The organism is Nonomuraea aridisoli, from assembly GCF_003236395.1.
Taxonomy (GTDB): Bacteria; Actinomycetota; Actinomycetes; order Streptosporangiales; family Streptosporangiaceae; genus Nonomuraea; species Nonomuraea aridisoli.
The window spans coordinates 1-14,809 of record NZ_POUD01000232.1 but is presented as its reverse complement, the minus strand read 5'-3'; the positions used below and the strand labels follow the sequence as shown (position 1 = coordinate 14,809).

The 14,809-nt window shown below is 72.9% G+C and carries 13 protein-coding genes; 7 read left to right on the top strand and 6 right to left on the bottom strand.

Annotation, left to right across the window (positions count from 1 at the left end; translation table 11 throughout):
• Positions 1–1,097: MFS transporter (locus C1J01_RS36770; protein ID WP_111183579.1), on the bottom strand; the 1,097-nt coding region annotated here is incomplete at its 3' end.
• Positions 1,098–1,195: 98 nt separating this feature from the next.
• On the opposite strand from C1J01_RS36770, the gene C1J01_RS36765 reads away from it, so the two are divergent.
• The 3 genes from C1J01_RS36765 to mihF all read left to right on the top strand — a co-directional run bounded on the left by C1J01_RS36765 (position 1,196) and on the right by mihF (position 3,380).
• Complete coding sequence (locus tag C1J01_RS36765) at positions 1,196–2,458, top strand: ROK family protein (RefSeq protein ID WP_111183578.1); 1,263 nt, start codon at positions 1,196–1,198, stop codon at positions 2,456–2,458.
• Between the two features lie 108 nt (positions 2,459–2,566).
• Positions 2,567–2,971, top strand: a complete 405-nt coding sequence (locus C1J01_RS36760) for a GlcG/HbpS family heme-binding protein (RefSeq protein WP_111183577.1) — start codon at positions 2,567–2,569, stop codon at positions 2,969–2,971.
• Between the two features lie 103 nt (positions 2,972–3,074).
• Positions 3,075–3,380, top strand: a complete 306-nt coding sequence (gene mihF / locus C1J01_RS36755; RefSeq protein ID WP_111183576.1) for an integration host factor, actinobacterial type — start codon at positions 3,075–3,077, stop codon at positions 3,378–3,380.
• A gap of 227 nt (positions 3,381–3,607) precedes the next feature.
• On the opposite strand, the gene C1J01_RS36750 is transcribed toward mihF, so the two are convergent.
• Entirely contained in the window at positions 3,608–4,255 is a 648-nt protein-coding gene (locus tag C1J01_RS36750; protein WP_111183575.1) for a response regulator transcription factor, read from the bottom strand.
• Entirely contained in the window at positions 4,246–5,496 is a 1,251-nt protein-coding gene (locus tag C1J01_RS36745; protein ID WP_111183574.1) for a sensor histidine kinase, read from the bottom strand. The genes C1J01_RS36750 and C1J01_RS36745 overlap by 10 nt, the downstream gene beginning before the upstream one ends.
• Before the next feature lie 183 nt (positions 5,497–5,679).
• On the opposite strand from C1J01_RS36745, the gene C1J01_RS36740 reads away from it, so the two are divergent.
• The 4 genes from C1J01_RS36740 (at position 5,680) to C1J01_RS36725 (ending at position 10,716) form a co-directional block, all read left to right on the top strand.
• Entirely contained in the window at positions 5,680–6,984 is a 1,305-nt protein-coding gene (locus tag C1J01_RS36740) for an acyltransferase family protein (protein WP_111183573.1), read from the top strand.
• Positions 6,985–6,990: 6 nt separating this feature from the next.
• On the top strand, positions 6,991–7,476 hold the full coding sequence (locus tag C1J01_RS36735; protein WP_111183572.1) for a GNAT family N-acetyltransferase: 486 nt from the start codon (positions 6,991–6,993) through the stop codon (positions 7,474–7,476).
• A gap of 61 nt (positions 7,477–7,537) precedes the next feature.
• On the top strand, positions 7,538–10,045 hold the full coding sequence (locus C1J01_RS36730) for a DEAD/DEAH box helicase (RefSeq protein WP_111183580.1): 2,508 nt from the start codon (positions 7,538–7,540) through the stop codon (positions 10,043–10,045).
• A gap of 176 nt (positions 10,046–10,221) precedes the next feature.
• A complete protein-coding gene (locus C1J01_RS36725) occupies positions 10,222–10,716 on the top strand; it encodes a DUF2087 domain-containing protein (RefSeq protein ID WP_111183571.1) in 495 nt (164 codons plus the stop codon).
• A 79-nt stretch (positions 10,717–10,795) separates the two neighbouring features.
• Here C1J01_RS36725 and C1J01_RS36720 read toward each other — a convergent pair whose 3' ends face one another.
• The 3 genes from C1J01_RS36720 to C1J01_RS36710 form a co-directional block, all read right to left on the bottom strand.
• Complete coding sequence (locus C1J01_RS36720) at positions 10,796–11,500, bottom strand: tyrosine-protein phosphatase (protein WP_111183570.1); 705 nt, start codon at positions 11,498–11,500, stop codon at positions 10,796–10,798.
• The gene (locus C1J01_RS36715) at positions 11,497–13,110 is read right to left on the bottom strand and encodes a beta-N-acetylhexosaminidase (RefSeq protein ID WP_111183569.1); all 1,614 of its coding nucleotides are present in this window, start codon (positions 13,108–13,110) and stop codon (positions 11,497–11,499) included. The genes C1J01_RS36720 and C1J01_RS36715 overlap by 4 nt, the downstream gene beginning before the upstream one ends.
• A gap of 13 nt (positions 13,111–13,123) precedes the next feature.
• Positions 13,124–14,809, bottom strand: a 1,686-nt coding sequence (locus tag C1J01_RS36710) for an NPCBM/NEW2 domain-containing protein (protein WP_146615857.1), incomplete at its 5' end; no start/stop codon positions are given.

The window sequence follows — 14,809 nt, the reverse complement described above, 5'->3', positions numbered from 1 at the left end:
GAGCGGATGGCGGGGACGCCGGTGAGCGCCACCACGGCGGCCAGCACGGCGGGGATGAGCAGCGCGACGGGCAGGGAAGACGCCTCGGACACGTAGCCGAGCACGGCAGGACCGAGCAGCAGGCCGCTGTAGCCGAAGGCGGTCACCATGGCCAGCGCCCGCCCGACCGGGCCGCCCGCCGCGCCGACCGCGCTGAACAACACCGGCACCACCGGGGCCAGCCCCACGCCGGCCAGCGCCCACCCGGTCCACGCGCACGCCACCCGCAGCGGTTCTCCGGCCAGCGGCGACAGCAGCACCAGGGCGTACCCGGCGGTGGCGAGCGTCCCCGCGAGCCCGATCGTGCGCACGGAGCCGAGCCGCGCCCGGATCGGGTCGCCCAGCAGCCGCACGGTCGTCATGGCCACCGAGAAGATCGTGTACGCCAGCGGCGCGACGGCCGGGTCGGTCGCCAGCACCCACTGGGCGTGCAGCGCGGCCCAGTCGATGGCCGCCCCCTCGCTCAGGTGGCCGGCGAACGCCGCCAGACCGAGCAGCGCGATCAGGCCCCAGTGCAGCGAGCCCCCGGACGTGCCGCCGCCGGTCTCGCCGGAGGCGTGCCGCGGCGCGTCGGGCAGCAGCAGCCGCGCCGCCGGCAGGTACAGGAACGGCACCACGACCGCCGCCGCGATCAGCAGCCACTGCGCGTCCAGCCCCGCGAGCAGCACGAGCGAGGTGAGCCCGCCGCCGGCCGCCCCGCCGAGGCTCCACGTGCCGTGGAAGGCGGAGATGATCGGCCGTCCGTAGCGGCGCTCCACCTCGACGGAGTGGGCGTTCATGGCGACCTCGGTGACGCCGAGCCCCATCCCGAACACCACCGCGAGGACCAGGAGAGCGCCGTACGAGGGCGCGAGCGCCGGGCCGAGCAGCACCACGGCCGACAGGGGTCCTCCGATCCAGCAGACCCGGCGGCTCGACCAGCGGTCGACCATCGGGCCCGCGGCCAGCATCGACACCAGCGCGCCGCCGGAGATCAGCAGCAGGACGCTGCCGACGCGGGCGGGGCCGAGGTCGAGCCGTTCGTTCAGCGAGGGCAGCCCGGCCGCCCACAGACCCATGACAAATCCAGCAAGAACGAAATACCCGAAAACTCCGACACGGGCGCGTCTGGCATCGATGAGGGTTTTGTTCACGGCTAGAGCATAAACTGTCTTACGTGAAGATAGCCACCACGAGCGGCGAGCTCCGGGCGCACAACCGCGTCCGGCTGCTGCGCGCCGTCCACGACTGCGGGGCAGCCCGCACCAGGTCGCAGCTCACCCGCGACCTCGGCCTGGCCAGGGGCACCGCCTCCGTGCTGGTCGCCGGGCTGGCCGACGACGAGCTCCTGCACGAGGAGCCGGCCTCCGAGCACGCCCGCGGACGTCCGACGCAGGTGCCGGGGCCGCATCCGCACGGCCCGCTGGCGCTGGCCGCGGACGTCCGGGAGGACGCCTGGGAGCTGGCCGCGTGCGAACTCGGCGGACGCGTCACGGTGCTGGAGGTTCGGCCGCACGACGGGACGCCCGAGGGCGCGCTCGCGCCCCTGGGCGAGGCCGTCGCGGCGCACCGGCGCCGGCTCGGTCACCGGGTCGTTGGGGTGGGGATGGCGCTGCCGGGCCCGGTACGGCACGGCGGCCTGGTGGCCATCACGCACCTGGGCTGGCGCTCGGTGAACGTCCCCGCCCTCCTCGGCCTCCACCCCCACGCCGCGCATCGAGGCGGCTCGGAGCCGCCGGACCTGCCGATCGTTGGCAATGACACCGCGTTCGCCGCGCTGGCCGAGGCGCGGCGGGGCCGGTTGCGCGGCGTACGGGTGGGTCTGCACCTGCACGTGGACTTCGACCTCGGCGGCGTGCTGGTCGTGGACGGGCACCCCCTCGGCGGGGCCGGCGAGACCGGCGCCGAGTTCGGCCACATGCCGCTCGGCGGCGGCGATCGCCCCTGCGACTGCGGCGCGATCGGCTGCTGGGGCATGGACGTCGGCGCGAACGCCCTGCTGCGCCACGCCGGCCTGGCCTACGGCGGCGGCCGGGGTCGCGAGCAGGCCGAACAGGTGCTGGCCACGAACGAGGAGGCGGTGGCCACCGTCGCCAGGGCGCTGGGGCGCGGCGTCGCGGCGCTGGTGAACGCCCACGACCCCGAGGTGGTGACCCTGTCGGGACTCGGCGCGGAGCTGTGGGAGCGGGCCGGCGAGGCCCTCCTGGCGGCCGGCGAGCCGTACCTGATGACGATCCGCCGGGACCGGCCGCCCCGGATCGAGGGCTCGGCGCTGGGCTGGCGCGGCGCGCTCCTCGGCGCGATGGAGTCGGTCTTCGACGCGTTCCTGACGACCGAGGGGCTTGAACTCTGGCGTAAAAACCACCCTGACCAGGCCCGCGACACGCCCGACCAACAAAATGTGATGCATTCCACCTTTGAGGGAGAAAACCCGATATAACGCATCTGCCGGGACGGCCGGATGGATGATCTTCCGCGGCCCGTCCGGGGGCGGCAGGCTGGGAAGGGTTCCGATGCGCGAAAGAATCTTGAGCCGGGGGCGTACCGCGTGAATCTCGAACTCGCGCTCCGCATGACGGAGGCGGCCGTGAAGCAGGCGTTCCGCGAGGGCGCGGCGATCTCCGTCGCGGTCGTCGACGAGGGCGGAAATCTGGTGTCTTTCCAGCGTATGGAGGGTGCGGAGATCTCCGGGCCGGTGCTCGCGCCGGGCAAGGCGTACACCGCCGTGGCCCTGCGCAGGCCCACCTCGGAGCTGGCCGCGCTGACCGCTCCGGGAGGGGAGCTGGCGGGTCTGGCGGGCGGCCGGTTCGTCTGCTTCGGCGGTGGCGTTCCGTTGCGGTCCGGTCACGCTACGGGAGATCGCGTGGTCGGCGGCGTAGGGGTCAGCGGCGGCACGGTCGCGCAGGACGTGGCGTGCGCGGAGGCGGCCGAGTCGGTGTGGCGAACCCGCTGAGCGCCCGCTTTCCGCAACACGAACCGCTGGTATCCGTCATGATTAGCCACTGCACCACGGGTATCAGAACCCGAACGTAAAAATCCCCGAGGAGAGAACTGAGATGGCACTTCCCACTCTCACCCCCGAGCAGCGTCAAGCCGCTCTGGCCAAGGCAGCCGAGGCTCGTGCCGCCCGCACGGCCCTGCTGGCGAAGGTCAAGGCGGGCGAGATGACGTTCGCTCAGCTGCTCGAGCGCGACGACGACATCGCGAAGAAGATCAAGGTCTCCCAGGCGCTGCGCGCCGTCAAGGGCGTCGGTCCGGCCAAGGCCACCGCGCTGATGGAGGAGGCGGGCGTCGACGAGAAGCGCCGCCTCGGCGGCCTGGGCGCCCAGCAGCGCAAGAAGCTGGTCGACGCGCTCGGCTGACCCCGGGCGGCCAGGTCCGCGCGCGGCGCGCGCGGACCGGCCAGTGACCTTTCAGCGGCCAGGAGGGACCGGCGAGCGGAACCCCCCGCTCCCCGGCGGGCCGGGCTGAAGGGCACCCCCCGCAGAGATGCGGTCGCAGGGACAACGCCGCGGCGACGCCCAGGGGGACGGACCGGCCCACGAGGCCGGGGCAGGGGCGGATCGCCGCGGAGCACCCCGCGGGACCGTCAGGAGCGCAGATAGGTCAGCACGGCGAGCACGCGGCGATGCTGGTCGGCGTCGTCGGCGTAGAGGCCGAGCTTGCTGAAGATGCTCCTGATGTGCTTCTCCACGGCCCCGTCGCTGATGACGAGCTGCCGCCCGATCGCCGGGTTGGACCTGCCCTCGGCCATCAGCCCGAGCACCTCGCGCTCGCGCGGCGTGAGCTGGGCCAGCGGGTCGTCCTTGCGTCTGCGCACCATCAACTGGGACACCACCTGAGGGTCGAACACGGTGCCGCCCGCGGCCACCCGCCGCAGGCCCTCCAGGAACTCGTCGACGTCGACGACCCGGTCCTTCAGCAGGTAGCCCACCGCGCCGCGGGCGTCGGCGAGCAGGTCGTCGGCGTAGGAGACCTCGACGTACTGCGACAGGATCAGCACGGGCGCCCCCGGCACCCTGCGCCGGGCCTCGACGGCCGCCTTGAGCCCCTCGTCGGTGAACGACGGCGGCATGCGCACGTCGACCACCGACACGTCGGGCTCGTGCTCGGCGATCGCCTCGACGAGCGCGGCCCCGTCGCCGACGGTGGCCACCACCTCGCAGCCGAACTCCTCCAGCAACCTGACCAGGCCCTCCCTGATCAGCACCGCGTCATCGGCCACGACTACGCGCACGGCACCTCCGCCACGATCACCGTGGGCCCGCCGTCGGGCGACTGCACGGTCAGCTCCCCGTCGACCGCGCGGAGCCGGTCGGCCAGCCCGGCGAGCCCATGTCCCTTGGCGACGTGTGCGCCGCCGACCCCATCATCCCCGATCGTGAGCATGAGGACGCCGCCCACGCGGACGAGCTGGACGGTGCAGACGGTCGCCCGGCTGTGTTTGGCCACGTTGGTGAGGGTCTCGGCGCAGACGAAGTAGATCGCGTTCTCGACGGCCGCCTGGTAGCGCTCGGTGGTCTGCACGTCGAGGTCGACCGGCACGGTGCAGCGCCCGGCCAGCGCGGCGAGCGCGGGCGCGAGACCCCGGTCCGACAGGATCGGCGGCGCGATGCCGCGCGAGAGCGCGCGCAGCTCGTCGAGCGTCTCGCGGGTGGCGGTGATCGCCGACTTGATCGTGGCCTGCGCGGCCTCGGGGTCCTTGGCCAGCTGCCGCTGCGCCCGCGACAGCTCCATGGCGAGGGAGACCAGGCGCTGCTGCGGCCCGTCGTGGATGTCGCGCTCCAGCTTGCGCAGCGCGTTGGCCTCGGCGGAGACCGCGGCGGCCCGGCCCTCGGCCAGGTCGTCGATGCGCTCCTGCAGCTCGGCCACGCCGGTCAGCAGCGCCCGCCCGAGCCCCGCCCGCAGCAGCGCCGCGCCGCGTACCACGAACGGCAGCAGCAGCGTGAAGAACAGGCCGAGGCCGACGTAGAAGACCACGTTGACCAGGTAGCTGCCGTCGCCGATGCCGAGCAGCTCGGGCAGCTCCACGCCGCCGGGGATCTGCATGATGAAGATGCCGTAGATCGGCCAGGTCAGCCCGGCGATGGGGATCGCCCAGAACACGATGGTGAGCACGAACGCCACGATCGCGAACGGCAGGTTGATGACGCCGTGCAGCAGGTCGAGCCAGGACTGACCGCTCGTCAGCGGGTTGACCAGGCGGCGGAACCGGCCGGCGCCGGCGGGCGCGGGCTTGTAGCGCGGCCGTACGGGCGGGCGTTTGAGCACGTCGGACAGCCAGCCGCGCTCGGCGTCGGCGAAGCCCCGCGCCACCAGCAGCGTGCCGGCGAGCAGCGGCAGGCCGATCCAGACGACCGTGGTGCCGACGCCGGCGGCGAAGCCCGCGAGCATCAGCACGAAGCCGATCAACGCCGTGGGGAAGCCCACCAGCGTGTAGCGGGTGTCGAGGAGGACACGCCTCGTCAGGGAGCGCATGGGCCAACCGTATGACGGCGCCGCGCCCGGCACGAGCGGGTGCGCAGGCGTCCGATGGTAGGGCTGTCCCTACCAGGACGGGTGGTGGGTCCTCGACCGGGAGAGGGCGGCTCGCGGCAATGTGCGGCGGCGGCCGGGACGGAAGCCTTGAGTCACCCGCTCCCCCGTGAATCGAGGCTCCCCATGACCGTCCTGGTGGACCGTCCAGCGGCCGCACTGCCGCGCGGCCGGGCCCGCGACCCGTTCCTCGACCTGCTGCGCGTGGCCGGCATGGCGCTCGTCGTGCTCCAGCACTGGACGATCCCGGTCCTGGCGTACGACGGCGTCCGGCTGAGCGCGGGCAACGCGCTGTCCACGCCGGGCGTGTGGGTGGTGACCTGGCTCAGCCAGGTGATGCCGCTGGTGTTCTTCGCGGGCGGCGCGGCGAACGCGATCGCCTTCGAGCGCTCGGGCGCGGCCCCGCAGGCATGGCTCGCGGTGCGGCTGCGGCGGCTGGTCTGGCCGCTGCTGCCGCTGGCCGCGGTGTGGATCCCGCTCCCCCACGTCCTGCTGACGCTGGGCGTGCCGGAGCAGCCGCTGGAGATGGGGGCGCGGCTGACCGGCCAGTTGTTGTGGTTCCTGGCGGTGTACCTGCTCGCCGTCACCGTGACGCCGTACGCGCTGCGGCTGCACGGGCGCCACGGCTGGCGCGTCCCCACGGTGCTGGCCGCCGGGGCGGCGCTGACGGACGTGGCGCGCTTCACGACCGGGTTCGAGGCCGTGGGCTACCTGAACGTGGTGTTCGTCTGGCTGGCCGTGCACCAGCTCGGCTTCTTCTACGCCGAGGGACGCCTGCGGGGTCCGTGGGCCCTCGCGGCGGGCGGCTTCGGGGCGGCGGCCCTGCTGGTGGCGTTCGGGCCCTATCCCGGCAGCATGATCGGCCTGCCCGGCGCCGAGGTGTCGAACATGGCCCCGCCCACGCTCGCCATCCTTGGCGTCGGCCTCGGTCAGGTGGGCCTGGCCGTGCTGCTGCGCCCGTGGCTGGTGCGGCTGCCGTGCGCGCGGCTGCTGGCCTGGGCGGGGTCGCGGATCATGACGGTGTACCTGTGGCACATGCCGGCCCTGTTCGCGGTCACCGGCGTCGTGGTGGTGCTGCTCGGCGTGGACACGCCGGCGCCGGGCAGCCTCGGCTGGTTCGCCGGGTGGCCGCTCTGGTTCGGGCTGCTGTGCCTGGTCATGTGGCCGCTGCTGAAGGGTTTCGCGCGCTTCGAGACGCCGCCGGCGCTGCCGTACGGGACTGCGGGGACGCGCGGCATGCTGACGGCGGCCGGGCTGGCGGGCGGCGGGGTGCTGACGCTGACCGTCGGCGGGTTCGCGCCCGGCGCCGGGCCGTTCCTCGCGCTGCTCGCGCTGCTCGGCAGCCTGCTGATGACGGCGCCGCGCGTGGGCGAGCCGTCTCCGGAACCGGCCGTCCGAAACACCCGTGTAACCCGGGGTTCGGAACAATGACGGCACATGACGACGATCCGCCCGCTCACCGACGCCGACCTGCCCGCCGTCGCGGACATCTACGCCCACTACGTGACCGCCACGGTCGCCACCTTCGACGAGACGCCGCCGGGGGTCGAGGAGTGGCGCAAAAAGGCGGGGACCGGGCTGCCGTTCCTCGTGGCGGAGGTGGACGGCGAGGTCGCCGGATACGCCTACCTGTCGCAGTACCGCCCGAAGCCCGCCTACCGGCACACGCTGGAGGTCAGCATCTACCTCGCCCCGGGGCGCACCGGGCGGGGGCTCGGGCGGCTGCTGCTCGGCGCGCTGGTGGAGCGGGCTCGGGAGGCCTCGGCCCGCCAGCTCGTCGCGGTGATCGCCGACTGGGGCGACCCGGCCTCGGCGCGGCTGCACGCCGCGTTCGGGTTCGAGGAGGCGGGACGCCTGAAGGCCGTGGGGTTCAAGCACGGGCGCTGGATCGACACCATGCTGTTCCAGCTCGACCTGGGATGAACGCCGCGTTTTGACCGCCGCGGGCGGCGGGCGGTTCGACCACCCGGCAAACTTCGGCAGGATAGATGTCGTGAGCCTTCTCATAGACCGCCTGCCCGAGGACATCGACGCCGATCCCGACGCCATCTTCGACGCGTTCGTCGCGTGGAACACCGAGCGGGGGCTCACGCTCTATCCCGCCCAGGAGGAGGCCCTCATCGAGGTCGTCTCCGGCAACAACCTGATCCTGGCCACGCCGACGGGCTCGGGCAAGTCGCTGGTGGCGGCCGGCGCCCACTTCACCGCGCTGACGCGCGACCAGCGCACGTTCTACACCGCGCCCATCAAGGCGCTGGTGTCGGAGAAGTTCTTCGACCTGTGCGCGGTCTTCGGCACCGAGAACGTCGGCATGATGACGGGCGACGCGAGCGTCAACCCCGGCGCCCCGATCATCTGCTGCACGGCCGAGATCCTGGCCAACGTGGCGCTGCGCGACGGCGCTGCGGCCGACATCGGCCAGGTCGTGATGGACGAGTTCCACTTCTACGCCGAGCCCGACCGGGGCTGGGCCTGGCAGGTGCCGCTGCTGGAGCTGCCCAACGTGCAGTTCATCCTCATGTCGGCCACGCTCGGCGACGTGTCGATGTTCGAGCGCGACCTGACCCGCCGCACCGGCCGGGCGACGTCCGTGGTCAAGAACGCCGAGCGCCCGGTGCCGCTGGTCTACTCCTACCGGATGACGCCGCTGCACGAGACCCTGGAGGAGATGCTCACGACCGGCCAGGCGCCGGTCTACGTCGTGCACTTCACGCAGGCCGCGGCGATGGAGCGGGCCCAGGCGCTGATGTCGATCAACATGGCGACCAAGGCCGAGAAGGAGGCCATCGCCGCCATGATCGGCGGGTTCCGGTTCACCACCCGGTTCGGGCGGGCGCTGTCGCGGCTGGTCCGCCACGGCATCGGCGTCCACCACGCCGGCATGCTGCCGAAATACCGCCGCCTGGTCGAGCGGCTGGCCCAGGCCGGGCTGCTCAAGGTCATCTGCGGCACCGACACCCTCGGCGTCGGCGTGAACGTCCCGATCCGCACGGTCCTGTTCACCGCGCTGTCGAAGTACGACGGCACCAAGGTGCGCCGGCTGCGCGCCCGCGAGTTCCACCAGATCGCCGGCCGGGCGGGCCGCGCCGGGTTCGACACCATCGGCTACGTCGCCTGCCAGGCCCCCGAGCACGACATCGAGAACGCCAAGGCGCTCGCCAAGATCGGCGACGACCCCAAGCGGCGGCGCGGCTACGCCCGCAAGAAGCCGCCGGAGGGCTTCGTGGGGTGGAGCGAGGAGACGTTCCAGAAGCTCCAGGAGGCCGAGCCCGAGCCGCTCGCCTCCCGGTTCAAGGTCAGCAACGCCATGCTGCTGGCGGTCATCAACCGTCCGGGCGACTGCTTCCAGGCGATGAAGCACCTGCTGACCGACAACCACGAAGACCGCAAGTGGCAGCGGCGGCACATCAGCCAGGCCATCGCGATCTACCGGTCGCTGCTGGCGGGCGGCATCGTCGAGCAGTTCCCCGAGCCCGACGAGCAGGGCCGGCGGGCCCGGCTGACGATCGACCTGCAGGAGGACTTCGCGCTCAACCAGGCGCTGTCGACGTTCGCGCTGGCGGCGTTCGAGCTGCTCGACCGCGAGTCGCCGTCGTACGCGCTCGACATGGTCTCGATCGTCGAGTCGATCCTCGACGACCCGCGCCAGATCCTGTCCGCCCAGCTGAAGAAGGCGAGAGGCGAGGCGGTCGCGCAGATGAAGGCCGACGGCATCGAGTACGAAGAGCGCATGGAGCAGCTGGCCGAGGTCATGTACCCGATGCCGCTGGAGGACCTGCTGCTCGGCGCGTACGAGACGTACCGGCGGGGCCATCCGTGGGTCGGCGACTACACCGTCAGCCCCAAGTCCGTGGTGCGCGACATGTACGAGCGGGCGATGACGTTCAGCGAGTACATCCAGTTCTACGAGCTGGCCCGCTCCGAGGGCACGGTGCTGCGCTACCTGGCCGACGCCTACCGCACCCTGTCGCGCACGGTCCCCGAGCATCTCAAGACCGACGACCTGGTCGACCTCATCGAGTGGCTCGGCGAGCTGGTCCGCCAGGTCGACTCGTCGCTGATCGACGAGTGGGAGAAGCTCACCAACCCGGCGGCGGCGCTGGAGGAGCAGGAGCAGCTCGAGACGAAGGTGCGGCCGGTCACGGCCAACCCGCGGGCCTTCCGCGTGCTGGTGCGCAACGCGATGTTCCGCCTGGTGGAGCTCTGCTCGCTGGAGAAGGAGGAGGAGCTCGAGGAGCTCGCCCCCGACGTCGACTGGGGCGCGGCGCTCGACGCCTACTACGACGAGCACGAGGAGATCCTCGCCGACGCCGACGCCCGCGGGCCCGCGCTGCTGCGCATCGAGGAGGAGAGCGGGTTGTGGAAGGTGCGCCAGACGATCAAGGATCCGGCCGGTGACGGAGACTGGGGCATCGACGCCCAGGTCGACCTGGCCGCCTCCGACGAGGAGGGCCGCGCGGTCCTGCACGTGATCGGGCTCAACCGCCTGTAGGTGACAAGCGGTGTGCCGGAACGGACTGGCAACGGACGTCCCGGCACACGCCTGTCGATTTCAGTCTCGGGTGTGGAACGTCAGGGTCGCGTCATGGCCGTGTCCCGAGTTCGGAACATTCCCGAAATGGTAAGGTTTGGCCGCAAATTTCGGCATAGCGGAGGGTACGGCCGCGGGTGAACACCGAGGAGATCAGGCGCGTCCTGGGCCTGCTCTACCAGGACGAGACGTTGCGGACCTTCGCCGCCCTGGTGCTCGGCACGGCCGGCGACCTGCCCCCGAAGGCGCTGCACAAGCTGGCGGCCGGGGGGCTGGCCGCGCGTGACGACGACGGCACGTGGCGCGCCAGGCCGGAGCGCTTCCGCGAGCTGCTGCGCGCGCACGCCGAACCGGCCGAGGAGCTGAGCCCCGAGGAGCGGGTGCTGCGCACGTTCCTGGTGGACGGCCGCCTGACGACCATGACGATGCGCCGAGACAAGCGCCTGGTCGTGCTCCGCTACATCGCGACGCTCTTCGAGCCGGGCCTGCGCTACCCGGAGAAGGACGTCAACGTGACGCTGCGGGCGTTCCACGACGACTACGCGGCGCTGCGCCGCTACCTCGTGGACGAGGGCCTGCTGTCCCGCGAGGGCAACGTCTACTGGCGCAGCGGCGGCCCGGTCGACCTCTGACCGGTCCGCGCCACCCGACCAGCAGCGTCCCGGCCGGCGTCCGGCCTGTCGAGCCAGCCGGCGTCCGGCCGGTGTCCCGTCAGGAGGAGGTCAGGCGGCGGCGTAGGAGCGTGAGGTCGGACGGGGAGAGGCCGGCCGCCAGGAGGTAGGCGACCACTCCCCCGTGCCGTTCGTCCAGGTGGGCCAGCGTGGCGGCCATCGTCTCCGCCGTCACCTCGGCGAACAGCCGCCGCGAACGCGACCGCGCCGCCTCGCCCGGCAGGGCGGCGAGGTGCTCCTCCCAGCGCAGGCAGGACGCCGTGAGCGCGTAGTCGGCGGCGATCTCCGATTCCGGCACGCCCGCCACGGCCAGCGCCAGCGCCGCCACCAGCCCGGTCCTGTCCTTGCCGGAGTGGCAGTGCACCAGCACGGGCCCCACGGGAGCGTGCGCTACGGCGGACAGCACGGCCGCGAACAGCGGCGCGCCCCGGTCCAGGATCGCCCGGTAGATCGCGGGCAGCGTCTCCCCCATCTCCTCCAGCACGTCGTCCTCGTCCCGCAGCACGGGCAGGTGCCGCCACGGCGCGGAACCGGCCAGCGGGCCGGGGTCGGCGGCGCACTCGGCGGCCAGCCGCAGGTCGGCGACCAGGCCGACCCCGGCGCGGACGAGCGCGGGCACGGTTTCGGGACGGGGCCGGTCGGCGCGGATGAGCGCGCCCGCCCGCACCCTGCCACCGCCGCGCGTGGGCAGCCCGCCGAGGTCGCGGACGTTCTGGCAGCCCGGCCAGGCCAGCACGCGGCTCATCGCAGGTGCCGCAGGTTGCTGGTCCAGGCGTCGATCTGGGCCTGCCAGCCGGCCGGGTCCTCGGGGCGGCCGGGCACGCCGGGCCGCGTCTGCCAGGGCAGCGGCCCGCTCACGCGCCGGTACTCGACGCCGATCGCGTCCAGCCGTTCCAGGTGGGCGGCCAGGCGGGCGCGGAAGTCCGGCAGATCGCGCCCCTCCGCCGGCGCCGCCGGGCTCCACACCGTCTCGGCGAAGGCGGCGAGCCGGGGGAAGGCCATGTAGTCGACCTGCCGGGTGGAGTCGATGAGCTCGGTCCACACGCAGCACTGCGCGCCGAGCACGTGCGCCGCGGCCGGGTCCCCGCGCAGCTCGGCGGGGACCGGTTCGAACGCGTAGACGTCCTCCAGCATGAGCACGGTGCCGAAGGGCACCGGCTCGTCCTCGCCGGGCGACTGCCGGTAGTCGAAGTACAGGGAGGTGTTGGCGCAGTTGATGACGTCGTGCCCGCGCCGGGCGGCGGCGACGGCCCCGAGGTCGCCGCGCCACGAGGCGACCACCGCGCCGGGCGCGAGCCCGCCTTCGAGGATCTCGTCCCAGCCGACGAGCCGCCGCCCGCGCGCGGCCAGGAAGCCGCCGAAGCGCCGCACGAACCAGCTCTGCAGCTCCTCCTCGTCGCGCAGCCCCAGCTCGCGGATCCGCCTTTGGGCGGCGGGGCTCGCCTTCCACTGGTCCTTGCGGCACTCGTCGCCGCCCACGCACACGTACGGCGCGGGGAACAGCTCCAGCACCTCCTCCAGCACGTTCTGGAAGAACTCGATCGTGCTCTCCTCGACGTTGAGCACGTTGTCGCCGATGCCCCAGGTGGTGCCGACCTCCAGTGGCTCGGCGAGGTTGCCCAGCTCGGGGTGGGCGGCGATGGCGGCCTGGGTGTGGCCCGGCATGTCGATCTCGGGCACGACCATGATGTGCCGCCGGGCGGCGTAGGCGACGATCTCCCTGATGTCGTCCTGGGTGTAGTAGCCGCCGTGGGGGCGGCCGTCCATGGCGCCGTTCCAGCCGGTCTGGCTCTCCTTGCGCCACGCGCCGACCTCGGTGAGCCGGGGGTAGCGGCGGATCTCCAGCCGCCAGCCCTGGTCGTCGGTGAGGTGCAGGTGGAGCACGTTGAGCTTGTGCAGGGCCATCAGGTCGATGAACCTCAGCAGATCATGCTTTGTCATGAAATGCCGGGCGACGTCGAGGAGGCAGCCGCGCCAGCCGAAACGCGGCTCGTCCTCGACGCGCACCCCGGGCACCTCGTACGGCCCGCGTCCCGCCCTCCTGAAGGCGCCGGGCGGGAGCAGCTGACGGAAGGTCTGCGCACCGTAGAACGCCCCCGCCGGCCCGCCGGCCACGATCTCGACGTCCGCGCCGACGGTGAGCCGGTAGCCCTCCGGCGGCAGGTCGCCGAGCGCCAGGGTGATCGTCCCCGAGCCGGGGCCCGGCAGCAGCTCACCTCCGGCGACGGGGGCGAGCTCGGCGCGCAGCCAGGCGGCCACCTCGCCGAGCGCCGGGTCGGCGGTGAGCGAGGTCCGCCCGTCCAGCACGAACGAGCCCGGCCCTGACTCCTGCCGCACGGGCTTGGGAACGATCATCAACGGCTACTCCCTACTCGCAGGTGATGGTGGCGTCGGCGAAGTCGACGTGGTCGGAGGTGGCGTTGTCGCCGCCGTTCGTCGCGACCAGCCGGACGAACCGGGCGCCCTCGACGGACGCGGTGACCGCGCGGGCCGGCATGCTCCCGGTGACCAGGCCCGAGTACGCGACCCGGCCGCCGTCGGCCCAGACCTCGAACCCGGCCGACCCGGCCGCGCCGACCTCGTCGTCGATCCCGGCCATGAACGCGACGGCCGAGCAGCGCCCGCCCGTGTAGTACTCGATCTCGGCGGGCGCGTGCGCGCCGAGCCCCTTGGCGTACGTGACGCCCTCGATGGTGATCGGGCGGCCGTCGCCGGCGGGCCGCTCACCGTTGCTGGTGTCCTTCTCGACCGGGCCGAAGTGGTTCCTGACCGCGGTCCACGGCACGTCGCTGAGGTAGGTGCGGCCGGACGGCGGCGCCTCGGCGACCGTGACGACCGCGGCGCCGGGCTGCGAGCCTCCGTCGAAGGCGGCGCTCGCGGTGAGCTCGTACGTCGTGCGCGCGGCGTCCGCGGGCGGGGTGACGTCCCAGGTCACGGTGAACGTCTCACCGCCGTCCAGCCGCCCGGTCGTGGCGGGCGTGCGGGCGGCGGCCCGCCAGCCGCCGGGCACGCCGAGCGTCACCCGCAGGTCGCGCAGCCGCCCGGTGCCCCCGGTGTTGGAGACGCGGGTGACGATCTCCCCGGCTCTGCCCGGTTCCAGCACGGACGGCCGGTCGGCGCCGAGCTCCCCCGGGTCCACCTCGAACGTCACCAGCGGCGGCGCCTGCTCGCGGCTCTTCGACACGCGGAACATCGAAGCGGCGTGCGCCGGCACCTGGGCGGCCAGCTCGCCGTCGGAGGATGTGACGGCGCCGGTCCACAGGTCCTCGACCCGGTAACGGGCGTCGCCGAGCCGAGTGGACAGGGTGGCGGCCCGGTCGCTCTCGTTGAACAGCACGATCGCCCGGTCGCCGTTCGCCAGCGGCTTGGCCAGCACGTGGTACCAGCCGTCGGACTTCACGAACGTGCCGTGGACACCCAGTTCGTCCTGGTTGACCGCGATCACCTTAGGGTTGGCGACGATCGCGGGCGGTGTCTTGTCGGGCGCGGCCTGCAGGATGAGCGGCGCGGCCCCGATCGCCCAGAGCGTGAACTGGGTGCGGTACTCGGTCTCGGTCATCCCGCCCAGCCCGGCCTGCAGCAGGTCGGGGTCGGCCCAGCTGCCGGGGCCCGCGTACTCGGCCCTGAGCTGGTTGGTCTCCCAGATGTCCACCATCGAGGGGTAGCTGTCGGGGATAGGCCGGTTGTAGACGTTGGTCCGCCAGGTGGTGGCGCCGGCGTTCCTGCCCCAGAGCCAGGGCACGGTGCTGCCGTCCTCGTTGTTCATCGCGAACACCACGTCGTCGCCGAGGGCCTGGCGCATGGGCGGGTAGAGCGCCTCGGCGATCTGCTGCACGTTCTTGCCGGGGAAGTCGGCCGTGGGGACGGAGCACCAGTCGTACTTGACGTAGTCGACGCCCCACTCCTTGACCTGCCGGGCGTCGGCGGCCCCGGACCCGTAGGAGCCGGGGCCGCCGCCGGAGCAGGCCCTGGTGCCGGCCGACAGGCTGAGGCCGAGCTTCAGCCCCTTGGCGTGCAGGTGGTCGGCGAGCGCCTTCATTCCGGAGGGGAAGCG